At 45.0% G+C, this 23332-nt stretch carries 10 protein-coding genes; 8 read left to right on the top strand and 2 right to left on the bottom strand.

Annotation, left to right across the window (positions count from 1 at the left end):
* Nucleotides 1-276: 276 nt before the first annotated feature.
* Nucleotides 277-3255, top strand: coding sequence for a DNA polymerase III subunit alpha (locus BW980_RS03515; protein WP_076453535.1), 2979 nt, complete (start codon nt 277-279; stop codon nt 3253-3255).
* Nucleotides 3248-4465: a DNA polymerase IV gene (dinB, locus tag BW980_RS03510; protein ID WP_076453534.1), complete on the top strand. Its 1218-nt coding sequence runs from the start codon at nt 3248-3250 to the stop codon at nt 4463-4465. The genes BW980_RS03515 and dinB overlap by 8 nt, the downstream gene beginning before the upstream one ends.
* A 114-nt stretch (nt 4466-4579) precedes the next feature.
* Here the strand turns inward: dinB and BW980_RS03505 are convergent, their stop codons facing one another.
* Nucleotides 4580-6232, bottom strand: a complete 1653-nt coding sequence (locus BW980_RS03505) for a solute:sodium symporter family transporter (protein ID WP_076453533.1) — start codon at nt 6230-6232, stop codon at nt 4580-4582.
* Nucleotides 6233-6404: 172 nt separating this feature from the next.
* On the opposite strand from BW980_RS03505, the gene BW980_RS03500 reads away from it, so the two are divergent.
* From BW980_RS03500 to BW980_RS03475, 6 genes are read left to right on the top strand one after another with little or no spacing between them, the layout of a single operon-like run.
* Nucleotides 6405-9728, top strand: a complete 3324-nt coding sequence (locus BW980_RS03500) for a VCBS repeat-containing protein (RefSeq protein WP_076453793.1) — start codon at nt 6405-6407, stop codon at nt 9726-9728.
* Between the two features lies 1 nt (nt 9729).
* Nucleotides 9730-13089 (top strand): VCBS repeat-containing protein, encoded by a 3360-nt coding sequence (locus BW980_RS03495; protein ID WP_076453532.1) that lies wholly within the window; start codon nt 9730-9732, stop codon nt 13087-13089.
* Nucleotides 13090-16395, top strand: coding sequence for a VCBS repeat-containing protein (locus BW980_RS03490; protein WP_083690333.1), 3306 nt, complete (start codon nt 13090-13092; stop codon nt 16393-16395).
* A 7-nt stretch (nt 16396-16402) separates the two neighbouring features.
* On the top strand, nt 16403-17755 hold the full coding sequence (locus BW980_RS03485) for a phosphatase PAP2 family protein (protein WP_076453531.1): 1353 nt from the start codon (nt 16403-16405) through the stop codon (nt 17753-17755).
* 7 nt (nt 17756-17762) lie between these two features.
* Entirely contained in the window at nt 17763-18662 is a 900-nt protein-coding gene (locus BW980_RS03480) for a GyrI-like domain-containing protein (RefSeq protein ID WP_076453530.1), read from the top strand.
* A 38-nt stretch (nt 18663-18700) separates the two neighbouring features.
* Nucleotides 18701-19567, top strand: a complete 867-nt coding sequence (locus tag BW980_RS03475) for a hypothetical protein (RefSeq protein ID WP_076453791.1) — start codon at nt 18701-18703, stop codon at nt 19565-19567.
* Between the two features lie 7 nt (nt 19568-19574).
* On the opposite strand, the gene BW980_RS03470 is transcribed toward BW980_RS03475, so the two are convergent.
* Nucleotides 19575-23300 (bottom strand): metallophosphoesterase, encoded by a 3726-nt coding sequence (locus BW980_RS03470; RefSeq protein WP_076453790.1) that lies wholly within the window; start codon nt 23298-23300, stop codon nt 19575-19577.
* Between the last annotated feature and the right edge of the window lie 32 nt (nt 23301-23332).

The raw sequence follows: 23332 nt of genomic DNA, 5'->3' as shown, positions 1-23332 counted from the left end.
ATATACACCCTTTCATTAAGACCCAAAAAACATATCTATAACCGAGAGCCCTGTGTAACGCAGGGCTTTTCAATTTTAACACTATCATTTATTGGATATAATCCATATATTAGGAATTATTCCATAATTTAGCTATCCAATTTTTTAAAGGATAGCTATGCAAAAGATACTCTCACCGTCCGTCCTTTTATACTTTAGTATACCTGCAGAAACAACTGCAAACCTGCTCGTTACCATAAACACAGATACATCCGCCATTCCCAAAACCCCTTGCGTATGTATTTGAACTGTCATACTTATTACAGCCTTCGCTACGGCACGTTAAAACCAGAGGAACTTTTGGCTTTGGCGGCCGAGAACAACAATGGGATTTTGGCATTGACCGATATCAACAATACCTCAGCCTGCCTCGATTTTGTACGTCTGGCCCCCAATTATGGTATCAAACCGGTTTTAGGTGTAGACTTCAGAAACGGGGTCGACCAGCAATTTGTGCTCCTAGCCAAGAACAATGATGGCTTTAGGCGCATCAATGCCTATCTATCTTCCTTTTTACACCGACCAGGGTCGGTCATACCGGAAAGCCCTATTGAAATGGAGGACTGTTTTGTGATCTACCCCTTTGAAAAAGGAAAAAACCGTCTTCTGAACAAAAACGAATACCTAGGGGTCACACCAAAAAAATTACGCCATTTAAAGTTTTCGAAAAGCACTTTTGAAACGGACAAATTAGTGCTATTGCACACAGTATCCTTTCGCGACAAAAGAGGTTTCAACACCCACCGCCTTTTGCGGGCCATCGACAACAACACCTTGTTGAGCAAATTGCCAGAGCACGAACAAGGCCGTGAAACCGACCGCTTCTTAACCGCTGAAGCAAGGGAGCGTATTGCCATCGATTTTCCTGAATTGACAAAAAACACAAAACGATTACTCGATAGTTGCCATATTAAATTTGATTTTTCAAAAACTACGCCCAACAACCAACGTTCGTATACCCAAAACGAAGAACTGGATTTTCGCTTGCTTCAAAAGCTTGCTTATCAAGGCATACCCTACCGTTATAAAAAAATAGACGAAACCATATACGACCGGGTGTCAAAAGAATTGAACATTATAAAAGAGAAAGGCTTCGTTTCTTACTTTTTGATCAACTGGAAAATTTTAAAATACGCAAGAAGCAAAGGTTATTTTTATGTAGGTCGCGGCAGTGGGGCCAATAGCATCATTGCCTATTTACTGCGGATAACCGATGTAGACCCCATAGAACTTGACCTGTATTTTGAGCGCTTCATCAACCTATACCGCCAAAATCCCCCTGACTTCGACATTGACTTTTCTTGGTCGGACAGGGATGACATCACCCGGTTTATGTTCGAACGGTTTAAGAATACCGCCCTCATTACCGTTTACAATACTTTTAAGTTTAGGGCATCGGTACGTGAACTGGGAAAGGTTTTTGGCCTGCCTAAATCAGAGATAGATATACTTAGCAAAGGCAAATATGACATCAACCAGCTCGATAGACTTTCACAATTGGTCATAAAATACAGTCGGTACATACAAGGCTTCCCTAATTACTTGGGCATTCATGCCGGAGGTGTTTTAATTTCGGAAAAGCCCATACACCATTATTGCGCCACTTTTATGCCTCCCAAAGGCTTCGCCACTACACAAATCGACATGGTGGCCGCCGAAGATATCGGTCTGTACAAATTCGACATTCTAAGTCAACGTGGCCTAGGAAAGATTAAGGACGCCGTTGAAATCATAACAAAAAACCACAGGAACATAAAGTCGATAGATATTCATGACATCAAACGGTTCAAGGAAGACCGACGCATTAAACACTTATTGAAAAATGCCAAGGCCATAGGCTGCTTTTACGTAGAATCGCCCGCCATGCGAATGCTTTTAAAAAAATTGCAGGTCGACAACTACTTAGGCCTGGTCGCCGCAAGTTCGGTCATTCGACCGGGAGTGGCAAAGTCAGGAATGATGCGGGAGTATATTTTACGCTACCGTTACCCCGAACGCCGAAAAGACGCCCATCCTGTTCTATTGCATATTATGCCCGAAACTTTTGGCGTTATGGTCTACCAAGAAGACGTCATTAAAGTGGCACACCACTTTGGTAAACTAACATTGGGCGAGGCCGATATGCTACGTAGGGGGATGTCTGGAAAATTTCGCTCCCGAGACGAGTTCCTAAAAGTAAAACAACGGTTTTTCGACAATTGCAAGGCTGATGGCAAGCCCGATGCGGTAACCCGTGATATCTGGAGGCAAATCGAAAGTTTTGCCGGCTATGCCTTTGCCAAGGGGCATTCTGCCTCATATGCCGTTGAAAGCTATCAGAGCCTCTTCTTAAAGGCATACTACCCTATAGAATACATGGTGGCCACGCTCAATAATGGCGGTGGTTTTTACAATCGGGAACTGTACGTACACGAGGCCAAGATGCACGGGGCCCTTATTGAAGCGCCCTGTATCAACCATAGTGAATTCCTGACCCGGGTACAAGGAAAAAAAGTCTATCTCGGTTTTAGCCTTCTAAAAGATTTGGAAATCCGTACGGTTGAAAAAATACTTGCCGACAGGGCACAACATGGGCCATACAAAAACCTTGACGATTTTATCGATAGGGTCTCCATTTCAACAGAGCAGGTGGCCATACTCATTAAAATCAATGCATTTCGTTTTACCGGAAGCAATAAAAGGGAACTTCTTTGGTCTGCCTACCTACAAACAAGCAAGATTCCCAAAGAAGAGCATGTCAACACCTTGTTCCGTTCAGAAAAAATATCGTACAAAACCCCTGAACTAAAAAGTACCGAACTAGAAAACGCCTTTGACGAATATGAACTATTAGGCTTTCCATTGTGCAATCCGTTCGATTTACTCGCCGCCCCAAAAAAAAATACTTTGAGGGCTAGCGAGCTACTTTCTTATAAAGGCAAGACCATTACTATTGAAGGCTATTTGGTAGCTACAAAAAATACCGCTACCTCAAACGGAAAACCCATGTACTTCGGTACATTTTTAGATCGAAGCGGCGACTTTATAGATACCGTTCACTTTCCTCCCGTAGCGGCCAAATTTCCATTTAGGGGAAAGGGCATCTACTCCATCACCGGAAAAGTAACGGAAGAATTTGAGTGCATCAATATTGAAGTAACGACCATGTACCGCCAGGCCATTATTGAAGACCCAAGATATTCGGATAACCATAACACAACCTTGTCCCATGTCTGAAGAAAGAGCTATAGTACACATGGACCTCGATACATTTTTCGTGTCATGCGAGCGTCTGCAAGACAGTCGCCTAAACCACAAACCCATATTGATAGGGGGCACATCAGACCGAGGGGTAGTAGCCTCATGCAGTTACGAAGCCCGAAAGTTCGGTATTCATTCGGCCATGCCCATGCGTATGGCCAAACAACTCTGTCCCGAAGCCATCGTACTAAGGGGCAATGCCGCCACATACAGCAAATATTCAAATCTGGTTACCGAGGTAATCAAAGACAGTGTTCCCCTATATGAGAAAAGTTCGGTAGATGAATTTTTTATAGACCTAACGGGAATGGACAAATTTTTCGGATGCCATCAAATGGCCATCGAACTTAGGCAACGGATCATCAGGGAAACGGGATTGCCGATTTCCTTTGGGCTATCTACCAATAAGACCGTTTCCAAAATAGCCACGGGACAGGCCAAACCCAATAACCAAATCAGGGTTTTCAAGGGTACTGAAAAACCCTTCTTGGCCCCCTTATCCGTACGGAAAATACCCATGGTCGGCGAGGTTACCTATAAATCGCTATGCGACCTGGGAATCAAAAAAATTGTCACCGTACAACAAATGCCCATGCAATTAATGCATAAGGTATTGGGAAAAAACGGATTGAGTATTTGGAAGAAAGCCAACGGCATAGACAACAGCCCCGTAATTCAATATCACGAGCGAAAATCGATATCTACGGAACGCACCTTCGACAAAGACACCACAGACGTTAAAAAGCTAAAAAGCATCACTATAGCCATGGCCGAAAACTTAGCCTATCAGTTGAGGAGGGGCAATAAACTAACGGCCTGCATCACCTTTAAAATACGCTATTCCGATTTTCAAACCTATACACAACAACAGAAAATACCTTACAGCTCCCTCGACAGCAGCATATTGCCCGTTGTTCTGAACCTATTCGAAAAACTGTACAACAGGCGCCTGCTAGTTCGTCTGATCGGTGTTCGGTTCAGTCACCTAGTAGAGGGCGGACACCAGATCAACTTATTTGAAGACAATGAAAAACTGATACGCCTTAGCCTTGCCATAGACAAAATGCGCGAGCGTTACGGAGACCGTTCCGTTATAAGTGCCGCTGGCATGGAGGCCAAAAGCATCAGCCGATGGAATCCCTTTTCCGGGGAGCCCCCTCCCCTCCTACCAAATAGAAGAAGGTAATTTACAGCCATCCCTACGGCCATATACCTCCTTCCCAAAAAAGATCTTCCTAAAACAAAAAGGCCTTGCACCGTCTAAAACTAGCGCAAGGCCTTTTCTTTTTAAAAATATATCCTACTTGGCAAAATACACGTACAGTGCCACAACGATCAAACAGATAACGATACCTACCTGTTTTACATATTTATAAGGCTCAATAGATACCTGTTCCGTGTACTCAAGTTCAAATGGTTTTTCGTTCGGCCATATTTTACCGATGACCAACATAATAGTCGCATTCAACACAAACAAAATGGCCATGATATGTATAAAGTGAGGGTAAGCTTCCGCCTTTATCAAGGCCAAGGCCTCAGGATCGGTTATTCCGGCAGCGGCGGCCTCTTCCAAAGCACTATCAACGAACATTGGCTGTAAGTAGAACTGGCTGAAACAATACAGGACCACACCGGCAATGATACCGATCTTTGCTGCAATGGCAGGTACACGCTTGGTCAAATAACCCACTACGATTATGGTAAATATCGGAATGGTATAAATACCGTTCAACTCTTGCAAGTATGCAAAAAGGCTACCGGCATTAGAGATCAAAGGAGCGATGAGCATTGCCCCAATGGCCAGTACAATACCAAAAATCTTACCGTACTGCACTACCGTTTGCTCCGTTGCGTCAGGATTGATATGCTGTTTGTAAACATCAAGACCGAAAAGGGTTACCGAGCTGTTCAATACACTATTAAAAGAACTTAGGATCGCCCCAAAAAGTACGGCCACAAAGAAACCGACCAAATATTTCGGCAATACGGCATTTACCAATGCAGGATAGGCTTGATCCGGCATTTCCAATCCGCCCTGAAAATAATGGAAGGCGATAATACCCGGAAGCACTACGATCAAAGGCCCTAAAATTTTAATAAAGGAAGCCAATAACAATCCTTTCTGTCCTTCGGCCAGGTTCTTCGCCCCCAGTGCCCTCTGTATGATCTGCTGGTTGGTACCCCAATAAAACAGGTTGATCAGCATCATACCGGTAAAAAGGGTAGAAAACGGCACACTATTGGTAATCTCCCCGGTAGAATCGAATTTATCGGGATTGGACTGGTATAATACGTCTAAACCTCCGAAAACACTTCCATCCCCTATGGCCATAAGCCCGAAAACAGGTATTAAAAGTCCCCCTATCAACAACCCTACTGCATTTATCGTATCCGAAACGGCAACCGCCTTAAGTCCGCCAAACACTGCATAGATAGAACCAATAATACCTATTCCCCAAATACTGAGGTTTAGGGCCGTACTATCGGAAACTCCCAACATAGTGGGCAAATCGAACATGGTGCTAATAGCAAGCGCGCCCGAATAAAGAATGGTCGGCAATAATACCACCACATAGCCCGTAAGGAACAAAACCGAAGTAAGGGTCTTTGTAGTAACATCGTAGCGATCCTTAAGAAACTGGGGAACCGTGGTAATCCCCCCTTTTAAATATCTCGGCAACAAAAAAATAGCCGTTATCACCATGGCTATGGCCGCCAAGGTTTCCCAGGCCATCACAACGATTCCCTCGGTATATGCCTGCCCGTTAAGACCTACAATTTGTTCGGTGGAAAGATTGGTCAACAATAAGGATCCGGCAATAACACCGGCCGTAAGGCTCCTTCCTCCCAAAAAATAACCATCAGATGATTTCTCGTCCGTCGTTCGTGTAGCAAAGTAAGATATTATGGCCACCAAAGCGGTAAAGCCAACAAAAGACAAAATTCCTATCATTATAAACTGGTTTGATATTTCGGCTAAATATATTGGATTATTTGCGAAAAACTCAAGGTTTAACAGACAATATATGCGATATCACATATACCTTATAAATTAAGATAAAATTTCACAGGCCTGTAATTTTCTATACCTCTGGGCTTTGATTATCTTGCAGATGATTTTTACTATGAAAAAAGCACTGGTTTTAATTTGGGTCGGGACGCTGTCCTTTTTTATACTTTCCTGCTCAGAAAAAAAGCAAGAAACCCCTCCCCTATTTCAAAAACGTAAGAATTCCCAGACGGGAATCACTTTTAAAAACGCCCTCAAGAACACTCCCGAGCTCAACATACTCAACTATCTCTACTATTATAACGGGGCTGGAATAGCGGCAGCGGATTTTAATAATGACGGAAGGGTAGACCTCTACTTTACGGCCAATGAGGCGGCAGACCATTTTTACCTGAACCAGGGCGGCTTCAAATTCAAGGAAATAAGCCAAGAAGCCGGCATCAACAATACCGAGGGATGGACCACCGGGGTCACCCATGTCGATATCAACAATGACGGACTGCTAGACCTGTACATCTGTAAAGTCGGCAGGTACAAACATATGGAAGGCTCGAACCTGCTCTATGTAAACCAGGGTAATGACAAAGACGGAAACCCTGTTTTTAAGGAGGAAGCAAAGAAATACGGACTTGACTTCTCGGGATTTTCGACCCAAGCCGCATTTTTCGATTACGATCTTGATGGCGACCTAGACCTGTTTCTCCTCAACCACTCGGTACACCCCAACCGCACCTATGGAAAGGGAAGCAAAAGAAAAAAGACAGCCCCCTTATCCGGCGACCGACTTTACAAAAATAAAAACGGAAAATTTGTAGATGTTTCTTCCGAAGCCCATATCTTTCAAGGTGAAATCGGGTACGGCCTTGGCCTTGGCATAAGCGACGTCAACAATGATGGCTATCCCGATATATACGTAGGCAATGATTTTTTTGAGAACGACTACCTCTATATCAATCAAAAAGACGGTACTTTTAAAGAAGTCATCTCTGAAAACGACAAGAAGTTAGGGCATACCACCCACTTTTCAATGGGCAATGACCTGGCCGATATCAATAACGACGGTCTCACGGATATTGTTTCCCTAGATATGCTTCCCGAAAACCTGGAAACCTACAAAACATCAGGACTGGAATATCCTTATCCCACCTATCAAAACTACTTACGGAACGGTTATGCGCCCCAATACATGCAGAATACCCTACACCTCAACCTCGGCCACGCCAACTTTAGTGAAATAGCCCATTTAGCCGGTATTTCCGCTACCGAATGGTCATGGGGCGCCCTGCTAGCGGACTATGATAACGACGGGCTAAAAGACCTTTTCGTTTCAAACGGAATCAAAGGCGCCACCAACGATATGGACTTCATCAACTTTATTGCCAACGACAATATTCAAAAACGTATTGAGGAAGGCATGACCAAAGAAGACCTAGCCTTTATTGATGAAATGCCCCATAAAAAAGAACCGAATTACTTTTTTAGGAACAAAGGTGACCTGACTTTTGAAAACGTATCCGAAACTTGGTCCGACCTAGAGAAAAGTTACAGCAACGGCAGTGTTTATGCCGACCTTGATAATGACGGCGACTTAGACATTGTAGTGAACAATGTTGACCAAGAGGCCTTTGTTATGGAAAACACCAGTGAAACAACTACGGAAAACCATTTTTTGAATATCGGCTTTAAAGGAGCCCCGAACAACTTGTTCGGGATTGGGGCAAAAGTCATCGCCTATCACAAGAATAGGGCTATAAGCGCCGAAAATTTCGTCAGCAGGGGATACTTGTCATCGGTACCGCCCCGACTGCATTTGGGTATAGGCAAAGATTCGGTTCTCGATTCGGTAAAGGTGATTTGGCCGGGCGGAAAATTCCAAACCCTAAAAAAACTGCAGGCCGATCAAAAAATAGAACTGAGCATTTCAGAGGCCCGTGGAAACTATTACGAAACGCCTAAAGCACCTACGACCAGCTTACTGCATAACACTAACGACTTCCTTGGTTTCTACCATAAAGACAGTCCTACCCTTGAATTCAACCGGAGTCCCTTGGTCCCTTTTGCCAATACCAATGAAGGTCCCGAAATCTCGATAGCCGACATCAATGCAGATGGTCTTGACGATATTTTAATCGGTGGTGGAAAGGGCCAAGCTACGGCTTTGTTCGTGCAACGACCAAACGGTGTATTCAAAGAAGGGCAAATCGAGCTCTTTGAGGAAGACGCTATTAACGAAGACCTATCACAGCTCATTTTTGACGCCGATGGCGATGGCGACCAAGATCTCATCATTGTGAGCGGCGGTAACGAATTTCAATCGGGAAAGGCCCTACAGCCAAGGTTTTATCGAAACCACGAGGGGCAATTCAAAAAAGAAGACCGGCAGTTCTCCAATATTTCTCTCAATGCTTCAAAGGTAGGCTCCGTAGATTTTGACAATGACGGCGACCTCGACCTCATCATAGCCTCCGACCAGGTTCCGCACCAGTTCGGCACCACGCCTTCGCAATACATATTTGAAAACGATGGTTCAGGAAATTTTACCGACATATCCGACACCTTCGGAAAGGCGTTTAAAGGCGTAGGTAACGTAAAAGATTTTATTTGGACGGATTTGGACGGCAATGGGTTTCAAGACCTTATAGCCGTAGGGCATTGGATGCCGGTCAGCATCTTTTACAATGATGGAAAAAATTTACAACCCCGGAAAGACCCTGCACTCAAAAACACCAATGGCTGGTGGAACGTAGTTGTGGCCGATGACTTTGACAATGACGGCGATATCGATTTTGTTTCAGGAAACTGGGGACTCAACAGCAAGTTCAGGGCATCCGCCACCGAAGCGATCACCCTTTACAATGCCGATTTTGACGAAAACGGAAACATAGACCCTATAGTCACCTATTTTCACCACCACAAGGAAACTCCCTTTGCCTCAAAAGACGAACTCGTCAAACAATTGCCCTATTTGAACAAACGGTTTTTATCTTATAAAGACTTTGCCCAAGCTTCGGTTTTCGACCTCTTCTCAAAAGAGAAATTGACAAAATCGGACCAAAAAAAGGTCTACGAATTACAAAGTTCGTTTTACGAAAACGATGGAGTTGGCAATTTTAATATAAAAGCGCTCCCAACTATTGCACAAGCCTCCACAATTCATGATATTGCAGTAGATGACTTTGACAATGACGGCTTTAAAGACCTATTAATTGTAGGCAACTCTACCGAAATAAGTACCCAACTGGGCCGAATGGATGCCTCCCACGGTATCATTTTACGCAATAATGGCAAGGGCGATTTCGAGTGGTCAGACGGCCAAGATTTCAATATTGAAGGGTCAGCAAGGAGCATTGCAAAAATTAGAATTAACAACCACCCGGTCTATATCGTTGGTATAAACAACGACGTTCCGGTTTTCTTATCAAGAAAAAGCAACAACTAATATGCGATCAACAGTCAAAAAGGTTTTTTTTGCCCCGGTTCGGGTATTCCTTCCCGTGATGATTCTTATGATTTCGTGCCATTCCGAGACCAAGGAAGAGGTTTCCAAAGAACCTGAAAAAGAAACGCTATTTAGCATGCTTCCTTCGGAAGAAACCGGCATAGATTTTATCAACTCGGTACAGAACCAAAAGAATTTCAACATATTCAAGTACCGTAATTTTTATAACGGTGGAGGCGTAGCCATAGGGGACATCAACAATGATGGTCTAGCGGACATTTATCTTTCCGCCAATATGGGGGCCAACAAACTCTACCTGAACAAAGGGGATTTTCAGTTTGAGGACATCTCCGAAAAAGCAGGTGTTACGGGCAACAAACCATGGTCTACCGGGGTCGTCATGGCCGACATCAATGCTGACGGCCTCTTGGACATCTATGTTAGTAACGCCGGAAACATGGAAGGCAACAACCATGACAACGACCTTTACATCAATAATGGCGACCTTACCTTTACCGAAAGGGCAAAAGAATTCAACCTTGCCGAGACCGGTTTCTCTACCCATGCCTCCTTTTTCGATTATGACAAAGACGGCGATCTTGATGCCTACATCTTGAACAACAGCAATATCCCCGTCAGTAGCTTGGGATATGCCGAACAACGTAGCGTAAGGGCCCAAGATTGGGAGGGCGTTCCCCATATTTTTAGGGGCGTAGGTGATATGCTTTTGCGAAACGACATCGGTAAATTTACCGATGTCAGTGAAGAGGCAGGTATCTTCGGAAGTTTGATAGGCTTTGGCCTTGGGGTCATGGTCAGTGACATTAACGGCGACCTCTGGCCCGATATTTATGTTTCCAACGATTTTTACGAGCGCGACTACCTCTACATCAATCAAAAAGACGGCACCTTCAAAGAGGAAATAGAGGAATGGACCTCCCACCTATCACTTTCGGCCATGGGTATAGATATGGCCGATATCAACAATGATGGTAATGCCGATATTTTCATTACCGATATGCTTCCCGAGGGCGACCAACGTGTAAAATCGGTCATGGAATTTGAGGGTTATAACGTTTTCAAGCTCAAACAAAGCAAAGATTTTTACCAACAATACATTCAAAACACGCTACAACTCAACAACGGCAACGGTTCCTTTTCTGAAATCGCATACCATAGCGGTGTGGCAAAAACCGACTGGAGCTGGGCCGGTCTGTTATTCGACATGGACAATGACGGACTACGCGACATTTATATCACCAACGGTATAAACCACGACCTTACCGACCTTGATTTCGTCGACTTCTTTGCCAATGAAATCATTCAAAAAATGGCCCTTACGGGTAAAAAGGAATCCATTGATTCCATTATCAACAAAATGCCAGTGGTACCACAGCCCAACTATGCCTACCGCAACAATGGCGATATTACCTTTGACAATGCCGCGGTGGACTGGGGGTTTGAAATACCCAGCCTCTCGAACGGGGCAGCTTATGGCGACCTTGACAATGACGGTGATCTAGACCTCGTGGTAAACAATGTTAACATGCAGTCCTTCGTATATGAAAACAAGACCAATGAACTTACCGACAACCATTACATCAAATTAAAGTTCATAGGAGAAGGAAAGAATCCGTTTGCCGTGGGTGCCAGCATCAAAATGTACTATAACGACCAAGTCGTGTTTCAAGAGTTGATTCCTTCGCGGGGCTTTCAATCGTCGGTCGATTACATAATGGACATAGGCCTGGGCCAGACCACCACTATCGATTCCCTTAGGGTAATCTGGCCCGATGACTATACCCAAAAGCTGGAAAAGGTTTCCGCCGACCAACTTTTGACCCTAAAACGATCGGATGCCACAGAAAAATTCATCCCGAAAAAACCGTCCAATACCAAAACCTTGCTCAAGGAAATAGAGGCCGGAAAATTAGTGGCCCACAAAGAGGACCCCTATACCGATTTTGATTACGAAAGCCTGATTTCCAAACTTATTTCTCAAGAAGGACCGGCCTTGGCCGTCGGTGATATAAACGGCGACGGCAACGAGGATATCTTTTTAGGAGGCGCCAGTGGCCATCCCGGAATAATCTACATCCATTCGGGCAATGGAAGGCTTTCGAAAAAAACATTGGATTTCGATATCGACCTGGAAGATACGGCAGCCGCATTCTTTGATGCCGATGGTGATGGCGACCAAGACTTGGTCGTAGGCACGGGCGGCAACCGGATCAACAAAGAAAACTCTTATAAACCCCGATTATACCTCAATGATGGCAGGGGAAACTTCAGTAAAACCACCGAAGACCTACCATCGGTATTCAAGAATATTTCGGTTATTTCCCCCTATGATTTCGACCAAGATGGAGACATTGATTTGTTTGTCGGTTCCAGAAGCGTTGTGGGTACTTACGGCATAGACCCTGACCATCTGTTTTTAGAGAACCAAGGTGATGGAAAATTCGTCAATGCCACCGAAAGATTAGCCTACGACCTTAAGGATGCCGGTATGATAACCAGTGCCGTTTGGGCCGATATTGACGGTGATAACAAAAAAGACCTCCTGACCGTATCGGAATGGGGCCGACCGAATATCTACAAGAATTCGGGCAGACGCCTGAGCAGGCTACCGACCGACCTCGACAGTCTCTTCGGCTGGTGGAACGCTATAGAAGCCGTCGACCTAGATAACGATGGCGACATGGACTTGGTATTGGGCAACCAAGGCACCAACGTACCTTACGAGGCTTCCGAAGAGCATCCTATGAAGCTATGGATCAACGATTATGACAACAACGGCACCTTGGAGCAGATCACTACCCGTGGTTTTGACGGAAAAGATTATCCCATCCACCAGAAAAAAGAATTGACCGAGCAAATTGTATCGCTCAAAAAACAAAGCCTCAAAGCTTCAGAATACGCAAAAAAGACCATCGACGAACTCTTCCCCAAGGAAATTTTCGACAGGAGTATCGTTAAGCAGGCCAATACCATGGCATCGGTAATCGCCATAAACGAGGGCGGTGGCAAGTTCACCATCAAGAAATTGCCCTCACGGGTGCAGCTCTCCTGCGTATGCGGCATCAGTTGTGCCGACATCGATAAAGACGGAAACCTAGACCTTATTATGGCCGGGAACAATTTTGAGTTCAAGCCACAATACTCCCGTTTAGACGCCAGCTACGGCAATGTGCTTTTAGGTGACGGAAACCTAAACTTCAAATGGCAAGACTACAACACCAGTGGTTTTTTCATTAAAGAGGAAGTAAAACACCTGAAGCAGTTTAAGGACAAGAACGGCAAAAGCTACCTCATTGCCGCCATAAACAACGGCACACCGAAAATTTACGCGCTAGATTAGATGTCATTACCAAAGCAAGAATCCACAAGAAAAACCTATAGTCCCGTGCATTTAAAGAACACGTACATTACGCTTTGTTTTGCCCTATCGATCCTTACGGCTTGCGATGACAAACAGGGTTCGCTATTTCAGCTTCTCCCCGCATCGGAAACGGGCATTACCTTTGAGAACACCCTAACCGAAACCGACGACCTCAATATTTTAGACTACCTGTACTTTTACAACGGGGGCGGTGTAGCCGTCGGCGATATTGATAACGACGGCCTACCCGATATTTTCTTTTCGGGCAACCAAGTAAAGAACAAACTCTACCGAAACAAGGGCAACCTTCAATTTGAGGATATCAGTAAAAGTGCGGGCATTGAAGGCAACAGCACCTGGAACACCGGCTCGGTAATGGGCGATGTAAACGGAGACGGGCTTTTGGATATTTACGTGTGTGCCGTTGTAGGCATCAACGGTTTCAACGGACATAACGAACTGTTCCTGAACAACGGTGACGGCACCTTTACCGAAAGTGCCGCCAAATACGGACTTGATTTCGACTCCTACAGCTCCAATGCGGCCTTTCTCGATTTTGACCTCGATGGCGATTTAGATATTTACCTCTTGAACCATGCGGTACACACCCAAGAATCTTTTGGCAAGGCGGATCTGCGCTTGAAACGGAACTACCAAACGGGTGACAAACTTCTTCGCAACGATGGCGACAAATTTGTAGATATCAGTGAATCTGCCGGTATATATGGCGGCGTAAACGGTTACGGACTCGGATTGGCCATTTCAGATTTCAACCAAGACGGCTATCCCGACATTTATGTGGGTAACGATTTTCATGAAGACGATTACTACTATCTCAACAATGGGGATGGCACGTTTACCGAAAGTTCAAAGCAATTTTTCGCACACACCTCGCGCTTTTCGATGGGTAACGATGTGGCCGACATTAACCACGATGGTTGGCCCGACCTTATTTCCCTAGATATGCTTCCGCAAGACGAACATACGCTCAAATCTTCTGAAGGCGACGATAACGTACAGACTCAAAAATTACGCACCGAACGCTATGGATACGGTTATCAGTTCACCCGAAACATGCTGAACGTCAACCAACAAAACAGCAGCTTTCTAGAAACGGCCCTAATGAGCGGGGTAGCCGCCACCGACTGGAGCTGGAGCGCTCTTTTCGGTGACTATGACCAAGACGGGGAACAAGATTTGTTTATCTCCAATGGCATACCCAAGCGTCCCAACGACCTAGACTTCATCAATTTTGTCAGCAGTGAACAAATCCGGAACAAAATGAACAATACCAAGCTTATGGACCAGCAAGCCTTGGACAAAATGCCGGCCGGAAAAATTCACAATTACGTATTCAAAGGCTCCGACAACTTGACCTTTAAAGACAAATCGGGCCAATGGATATCAAAAGACACCTTGGTCTCAGGCGCCACGGCCATGGGCGACCTTGACAACGACGGTGACCTCGACCTGATAACCAACAACCTGAACGGCACCCCGGCACTCTACATTAACAAGACCGACCAAAATGCCAACTTTCTCAAAATACGATTAAAGTACCGACAGCACAATTCCTTCGGTTTGGGAACCAAGGTTTTCTCGTATAACCAAGGCCAATTACAATACAAAGAACTGTACACGGTCAGAGGATTTCAGGCGTCCTCGGAACCCATACTCCATTTCGGATATGGAAAGACTGAAAAAATAGACTCCCTTCGAATAGTATGGCCCGATGGAACCTATCAAACCCTAACCGACATTGCCACTAACCAAAGTCTGGTGATACAACCCGAAAACCCCAAAAAGTTCAACTATTCCAATTTACGGCCACGGCAAAAGCTTCTTTTTGAAAAGGTCGAGAATAATCTGGGAATCGATTTTCAGCATATTGAAGACAACTACACCGATTTTAATCGCCAAAAACTTATTCCCTACCAGATATCCGACCGTGGTCCCGCCACTGCCATTGGCGACCTGAACGGTGACGGAAAGGAGGATATTTTCTTTGGAGGCTCAAAATATATTCCTTCACAAGTCTTTGTACAAAACGATACGGCATTTTCCCCTTGGCACATCGGTACTATTGCCAATGATTCTATCAAGGAAGATGTAGCGGCCGTAATCGGGGATTTTAATTCGGATGGAAAAAACGATTTGATCCTTGGTGCCGGCGGAGGGGACTTTTACAATAAAATGAAACCTTTGCTCAACTCGTATTACGTTCAAAATGACACGGGTTTCAATGCAGCCAACCTGCCGGAAAGCTTTCAAAACACCTCCATACTTGCCCCTTACGATATTGATGGCGATGGAGACCTTGACCTGTTCGTCGGAAGCCAAGCGATTTCGAACGACTTCGGAAAGGTTCCAGAGTCTGCCCTACTCTTGAACGACAATGGAAGCTTTACGGACCAAACCCCTGACGACCTTAAAAACATAGGCATGGTCACCAATGCCATTTGGCACGATTTTGATGCCGATGGCAATAAAGACCTGATTGTAGTGGGCGAATGGATGTCCCCTACTTTTTTCAAGAATACCGAAGGACAACTTACCAAGATCGATGCCGTACAAAAAAATCTGAACGGTCTCTGGCGAAGTATCGTCCCTTTTGATATCGATAACGATGGAGATACCGATTACCTGCTCGGCAACTGGGGAAGCAACACCAAGTTCAAGGCCTCGGCAGAACACCCAATGAAAATGTACTATGGCGATTTCGACAAGAACAGACAGACCGAAACCATAACGACCATAGAAAAAGATGGAAAATATTATCCTTTGGAAGGCTTGGACGGACTTTCATCTCAGTTGGTTTCCCTTAAAAAGAAATTCAACACCTATAAGTCCTTCGCAGGTTCCCCCATTGAATCGATCCTTGATAAGGAAGCCCTGAAAAATGCAAAAATACGGGAAGTACATGAGCTACGTTCCGGCTTCCTAAAGAACGAAAACGGACGATTTAGCTTTGTCCCTTTTCCGAACGAACTACAAGTTTCCCCCCTTATGGCCATGCTTCGCCATGATTTTGACGGGGACGGAAAAGAAGAAGTGCTGGCGGCCGGAAACTATTTTGGGGTTAAACCATATCACGGAAGATTTGATTCTTTTGGCGGCGCCTTGATAAAAGGGGAAAATAATGTAATTTTAAGCTCCCAAATCGGTTTAGACCTTAGCCAAAAATCTGTTAGGCATTTAAACCTTTTACATATAAACGGAGAAAATTATCTCTTGATCACCATAAATAATTCCAACGCGCAGATTTATCGGCTAAAAAGAAAATAACAGACCAATGAAGAAGATTCTTATCGCACTATTATCGCTTGCTTTTGCGGTTTCGTGCAAAGCCCCACAAAAAGAAGAACCTATTAACATTACCCCCGAAGAGCTTGACGCTTCAATAGACAGGGTAACGGAAATTATGATCCACGATATCTTTTCCCCGCCCGTAGCAAGTAGGATCTTTGCCTACCCCAACATTGCCGCCTACGAAATTGTAGCCGCCACCAACGACAACTATAACTCTTTGGCCGGCCAATTGAACGGGCTGACCGCCATACCCGAACCCGACACGACTAAGACCCTCAACTACGAGCTTGCCGCCCTCGTCGCCCATATGGAGCTTAGCAAAAGGTTGATTTTCTCAGAAGATCGAATGGAAGCCCTGCGCGATAGCCTATATATGGTTTGGGAAGGAAAAAATCCCGTTCTATTCTCCGATTCCAAAGCCTACGGCCTACAAGTGGCCGACCATATTGGCGAATGGATGAATAAGGACAATTACGCCCAAACCCGTACCATGCCCAAATTTACGGTAGATGCGGACGACCCCGGCCGCTGGCAACCCACCCCACCTGCCTACATGGACGGTATTGAGCCCCACTGGAACAAAATCAGGCCATTTGTTTTGGATTCGGCCGCACAATTCAAGCCCGTTCCCCCTCCGGCATATTCACTTGAAGAAGACTCCGCGTTTTATAAAGAATTAAAAGAAGTCTATGACGTCAGGAACAAAATCACCGAGGAAGGCGATAGTTCCGAAGAAATTCAGATTGCCCGCTTTTGGGATTGTAACCCTTATGTATCGGTTACCCGGGGCCACTTGATGTTCGCCACCAAGAAAATAACCCCAGGTGCGCATTGGATGGGAATTGCCAAAATTGCTGCACGTAAGACCAAGAGTGATTTTGCCAAAACCCTTTTCGCCTATACCAAGGCTTCGGTAGCTATGGCGGATGCCTTTATCAGTTGTTGGGACGAAAAGTACAGAAGCAACCTCATTCGTCCGGAAACCGTGATCAACCAGCACATAGACGACAGCTGGAAACCGGTTCTACAAACCCCTCCGTTTCCAGAGTACACCAGTGGACATAGTGTGGTCTCAGGGGCGGCATCGGTTGTACTGACCGAGGTATTCGGTGACAATTTCTCTTTTGACGACGATACGGAAGTACCTTACGGCCTTCCTATCCGAAGCTTTAAATCCTTTAAGCAAGCTGCCGATGAAGCAGCGATCAGTCGCATGTACGGAGGTATACACTACCGCGCCGCTATTGAAGTAGGGGTAAAACAAGGCAGGGACCTAGGTACCTTCGTAGTAAACAAGCTTCATATGCTGTCCGATAAGAAAGTAGCCCAAAACTAGGGGTATTATGGCGAAAAAAATAGCCTTGACGGCAACTGCCCTTTTGGTGGCGGGACTCCTCTGGTATCTCTTTATCATGCCCCAAGATTATCTGGTCCGCTTTCACACAAAGGCCTTGCCCGGCACGGTGAACCAAATCGTAAAATTCTGGTCCGCCCAAAGGGAGAATGCTTCCTTTGTGGAGCAAAAAAACCTGGGAGACTTCACCAGCACACTTACCCAAGCAGATACCACTCTGACCTTTCGTTGGGAAATAAGCCGAAAAAACGACTCGACTTCCCTTGTAAAAGTCAAGATTTCCGACCATGCGCACAGCTTAAAAAACAGAATAGGGCTTCCCTTCTCCGACACCGATTTTGAAAAGCGGAGCAAAAGCACCGTAAAGGAAGTATACACGCTTTTACAGGAACATCTTTCCGAGTTTAAGACCAAAGTTGTGGGCAAGGCCGTCATCCCTGAAAAACACTGCCTCTGTGTGCCCTTGGAGAACACCCAGCTAAAGAAGGTGACCGGTATGATGCAGTACTACTCGAAATTAAGCAACTTCGTGGCCAAGAACGGTATGGAACCAAATGGCCGCCCCATGGTAGAGGTCGAAAACTGGAATACCGAAAACGATAGTATCGCCTACAACTTTTGTTTTCCCATCGTTAAAACCGACAGCCTACCCCAAGAAAAGGGCATCATCTATAAACAAATCAAGGAAAGAAAGGCCCTAAAAGCCATTTACAACGGTAATTACCTGACTTCCGATCGTGCTTGGTACGCTTTGCTCGATTATGCCGAACGGAACGATATACCCCTTGTAAAAACGCCTTTGGAAGTCTTCCACTCCAATCCCAATATGGGTGGAAACGAATTGGACTGGAAAACGGAAATTTTCATACCGATAAAAGAGCGAAAATAGGAATAGTGCCTACCTTTGCAGGTATTAAAATTTACCTGATGAAAATACGCCCGCAGAACCTATCCATCCATATTATATTTGCCTTCCTTTTCTACAGCTGCTCCAACCATGGTCAACTGACCTATGTGACCAAACTGCCAAAAAGCCTAAAGGAAAACTCCGGAATAGCCATCTACAACAACGATTCTGCATGGTTTATAGAAGACAGCGGCAATGACGACGACATTACCAAGGTAGATTACCAAGGGAATATCTTAAGGGAACTGAAGGTCAAAAATGCCAAAAACCACGATTGGGAAGATTTGACCGAAGACAAAAAAGGCCATCTGTATATAGGCGACTTTGGAAACAACGATAGTGACCGAAAAAATCTGGTCATCTACAAGTTGCCCAATCCGGAAACGGAATCGGGCGACCATATCACCGCAGAAAAAATAAACTTCAGATATCCTGAACAAAAACACTTTCCTGCCAAAAAAAGCGAACGTCTTTACGACGCCGAGGCCTTTTTCCATTACAACAATTACCTCTATATTTTCACAAAGAACAGGGCAGACCCCTTCACCGGCGAATCACTTATTTACCGGGTACCCGATAGGAAAGGAGACTACGATGCCGAGTATTTGGGCAAGTTAACGACCTGCGACGATTGGGACAGCTGTAAGCTTACCTCAGCGGATATTTCACCTGATGGAAAGACCATAGTGCTATTGGGTTCCGGAAAAATTTGGACTATCACCGATTTCGATTTGGAAAACCTTCCCGAAAGCCGCTTAAAAGAAACCGACCTAATGGTTCGCACCCAGTTGGAATCGGTGAGTTTCATAGATAACGTTACCCTATTGCTTTCCGATGAGCAAAGCAACAAACAGGGCAGAAATTTGTACAAATACGTCCTCAAATAAGTTAGGGTCAGAAACCAAAACCTACCCCAAAGGAAAAACGCAATCCGTCATCACTGTTGAACAGTGCCAAACGTGCCGTTACGATGTCAGCACCGTTCAGGAAAAATCCGCCTCCATAGGAGGTATGCCACTCTTTGGAATTTTCTTTGGGCAACCATACCCTTCCGTAGTCAAAACCTCCATAGAGTCCCATTGACAAGGGTAATAACTGTGTTTTTATTTTTCTAAGGCTATAACGGATATCGGTATTTTGGTAGTATGATTTTTTACCGGTAAAACGCTGGTTTCTAAAGCCTCGCAATCCATCTACCCCACCTATGCTGGCTGCTTGATAAAACTCATAATCGTCTCCGATATTAAAATGCGCCTTCCATTTTGTGGCCAAGACCAGTCTACCGCTAGGTATTAATTTATAATCGAAGCCTAGACTGGGCACAACATACCCAAACGTATTACCGTTCTCGACACTACGTTTATAACCGGCCAGCAATGAAGTTGACATACCCATGGTAGGGAATGCCTCGTTGTCGGTATTGGCATATGAATACTCGGCATCTAAGCCAACGAATTTATTGGCTGTTTCCGCTCCGTTCGCTTGGTAATACGTATTGATAAACCTATTATCGGTCTCCTCTACCTCTATGGACTCATATGACACACCTGCCCTGAACTTTCCGCCCAGCTGGCCACGCCAAACCAAGGCAGGTGCAAACTTTAAGGTCTGCAGGCGCACCCGGTTATAGTCCATTCCCAAATCATCGTCAAAATTCTCGGTGCTGTTTCCAAAATCAAAGAAATTGATTGCAAAATTCGGGCTCGTAAAGCGTGCGTTCAACAGCAGGTTCCAATTTTCAAAAACATGGGCAAATTCACCACTGTACCCCAATTCCACCCCGCTTGTAGCAAAGTAAAACGAAGCATCTACCTTGTGCTGTTGCGAAAACGGATTCTGCCTAAAACCGTTAAAGGTATACGTATCGCTCAACCCGATCTTAACCCCATCATCTGGATTATAACCGATGGTCGGGATAATTTGATTTACCGAATTGCGAATTTGCAATGGCAAGTAATTATTGGTGTTGTAATCATCGGTCAGCTTCACTTTGGCCCCATTTTTCGACACTACGGTGTTCTTTTTCGATTTATAGTCGTAGATGGCAATATTGCGTCCTTCGTTCACGATATACGTATCATTGTTCTGCCCTCCTATCAATCGAACCTTAATCGCACTGGGTACATCGCCGTTCACTTCAAAAATATCGTCGTCATCTAAGCCGTAGACCCAAATTTCCTTGGTGACATCCCTTTGAAATACCTTTTCAAAGAATAATTTGTCTTTTTTCCCTTTTATATTACGGTATACCTTTACTTGGGTTTCCTTCCCGTTAAGGACATTCACCTCAAACCAGTCGTCTTTATCCGTCCCTGAAACTACCGCGTATTTATTCAATACCCCATAATAGATTTCTGCGGTCTCTTCGATTTTGGCCGCCCTAGCCAACAATATACGCTTGATTTCGGCAACCGTCTCGTCTCTCACTTCTTCAGGAAAATAGGCAAATGCCCTATCAACAACCTCTTCGGTAAGATGCTCCCGTATAAATTGGGCCTGTTCTTGCCATTCTTGAGAGGTCGTTTCCGTTAAAAGGGCCATATCGAGCACATAGGTTTTTGGCGAAGAGTTAAACCCCTTTACGTTTCGTATGTCTTCATTAAAGCCTTCCATTAAACGTAGGGCAGGTATGATCCTCGTGGCCAAGTTCATAAAAAAGCCATCGCCATGTTTTGAATAGACCATATCACGGTCCCTAGGCACCGGTTTATAGATAACCTTATCATTTTCCTCGTCTTTAAATTCGGCCCATCTCCATTGATCTACATGACGGTCCCAATCTCCCGTAACCATATCGAAAAGCCGCGCCCTTAGATATAGCTGTGAGTCTACGGAGTATTTCTCGTCGTCGCGCAAGTCTTCGAGCATGCTATCCGTGCTCTTGAGTTCGTCGGAATAGCCAAAACTCTCTAAGTCGCCGTGACCGTCCCCGGCATGCTCCTCGATCATATAGAGTTCGTTGCCGAAAGATTGGTTATATTCTTTCAAGGCCGGTTGTTTGGGTACATAATACAAGACCGGATTGGTATGGAACAGTCCCACCGCATCGGACAACACCCCTGTGGTAAAAGGCCCATAAGGATGTGAACCCGTATAAAAATCCAAAAGGAACTTTTCGGTATAGGTATTTTCAAAATCGCCCATCACGTATTGCTCCTGAAAGGCCATCGCCTGCAGATAAAGCTCCGCATCTTTGCGCAAGGCCCGCATAACAAACTCCTTGCCTTCCTTATCCCTTAACCTCAGCGATTTTGATTGATGCCCCCCCCCTTTGTGTACCGGTACAAGTCCGCCCATGAGCGTATCTAGGTTTACGGTGGGGGCCTTTACTTTGGTTGCGTAGTATTTACGGTAACGGTCGCCCCATAGGAACTTAAAAAAACCGCTTCGCTCTACCTCTTCCGGTGAATATACCGAAGCTTCAACGGTAGCCGGAAATTTTTCAGGGTATTTATTTTCGGAAAACGTTCGATCTGGGGGCAGCACTTCCGTTGTAAACAAAAATTCCTTTTCATCATTAGGTGCCACGCCAAAATACCGCACACGCGAAGAACCATCGGTATACACTTCCAAAGCGGCAAAACCCCGGTGCCCCGTAGAAAACCGGCTTCCGTTCAACAAGCGGGTAGCTCCGGTCTTCGCGCCCGAACCGCTTACGATCTGCGGAGTGTTCTCCTCTACTATATATTGCATTGTATGCTCGTGGCCTGAAGCTAAAATCACCTTCTCGGAATACTGCGCCAAGGTCAACAAACGTTTTCGCAACTCGGTATAGCGCTTGTTCTGCATATCTTCTATAGAAGCTCCCGTAGTTCTTCTCAAGACGTTGATAAGGGTGCCCAAAATGGGCAAAGGACCAATGTTTCCTTTGGGATAAAAATGATTCCGTAAAGGGTAATGCCCGCCATGGGTACCGTAGCTGAACATCGGGTGATGCATGGCTATAATGGTAGTACGTTGACGATTATCCTTAATTTCATCCTCTAGTTCCAACCAAAACTTGTCACGTGTTTTAATATCACATTTATCGTTGATATCGGGTCTTTTGTTCCAATTGGTCAAGTACCACTCCGTATCAATGGCGATAACCGCAACATCATCATTGATTTCAATGGTCTCTATCGGACATCCATCCTCAGGAAAAAAGACCTCTTTGCTATCGAGTTTTTTCTGAATATATTTTTGTTCGCGTTCAAGGCCTACAAGGCCTTCGGTATACCAATCGTGGTTTCCCGGAATAAAAATCGGCTTTCCCTTAAAGTTTTCGAGCGTCTTTAATTGGGCATCCAAATCATTCTTGGCCTTTAAGTAAGCAGCCGTAGAATCTTTGGGATCGGGCATGCCTGCCGGATATATATTATCGCCCAAAAATATGGCCGTACTATTTTCATTGGCATTGTCGAGGCTTTTTTTAAAAACTTTCAAGGCATCGTTCATATCGTTCATAGGGGAAAGACCGGCATCGCCGATCAGGTAGAACGTATGGGCCACCTTTTTGTCGGAAGACACATCTTGCGCACCGGATATATCGGCGTACTTGGTCTTATATGTGGCACAACCCGTGAATAAGGCGATTAAGACTATTAGAGCAAAATGTTTGCCCAATAGGAGACTATTCATTCTCAATATTTTGTAATTTGGATCCATAAACC

Origin of the sequence: Zobellia uliginosa (assembly GCF_900156625.1) — a bacterium.
In the GTDB taxonomy this organism is placed as follows: domain Bacteria; phylum Bacteroidota; class Bacteroidia; order Flavobacteriales; family Flavobacteriaceae; genus Zobellia; species Zobellia uliginosa.
The sequence above is the reverse complement of the archived record's forward strand: the minus strand, read 5'-3'. Positions and strand labels throughout refer to the sequence as shown.

Excerpts from the sequence above, each read along its gene's own strand:
- BW980_RS03515 (WP_076453535.1), top strand. The coding sequence starts at position 277 with ATGTATTTGAACTGTCATACTTATTACAGCCTTCGCTACGGCACGTTA.
- BW980_RS03495 (WP_076453532.1), top strand. The coding sequence starts at position 9,730 with ATGCGATCAACAGTCAAAAAGGTTTTTTTTGCCCCGGTTCGGGTATTC.
- BW980_RS03475 (WP_076453791.1), top strand. The coding sequence starts at position 18,701 with ATGAAAATACGCCCGCAGAACCTATCCATCCATATTATATTTGCCTTC.
- BW980_RS03505 (WP_076453533.1), bottom strand. The coding sequence starts at position 6,232 with ATGATAGGAATTTTGTCTTTTGTTGGCTTTACCGCTTTGGTGGCCATA.
- BW980_RS03485 (WP_076453531.1), top strand. The coding sequence starts at position 16,403 with ATGAAGAAGATTCTTATCGCACTATTATCGCTTGCTTTTGCGGTTTCG.
- BW980_RS03470 (WP_076453790.1), bottom strand. The coding sequence starts at position 23,300 with ATGAATAGTCTCCTATTGGGCAAACATTTTGCTCTAATAGTCTTAATC.
- BW980_RS03490 (WP_083690333.1), top strand. The coding sequence starts at position 13,090 with ATGTCATTACCAAAGCAAGAATCCACAAGAAAAACCTATAGTCCCGTG.
- dinB (WP_076453534.1), top strand. The coding sequence starts at position 3,248 with ATGTCTGAAGAAAGAGCTATAGTACACATGGACCTCGATACATTTTTC.
- BW980_RS03480 (WP_076453530.1), top strand. The coding sequence starts at position 17,763 with ATGGCGAAAAAAATAGCCTTGACGGCAACTGCCCTTTTGGTGGCGGGA.
- BW980_RS03500 (WP_076453793.1), top strand. The coding sequence starts at position 6,405 with ATGAAAAAAGCACTGGTTTTAATTTGGGTCGGGACGCTGTCCTTTTTT.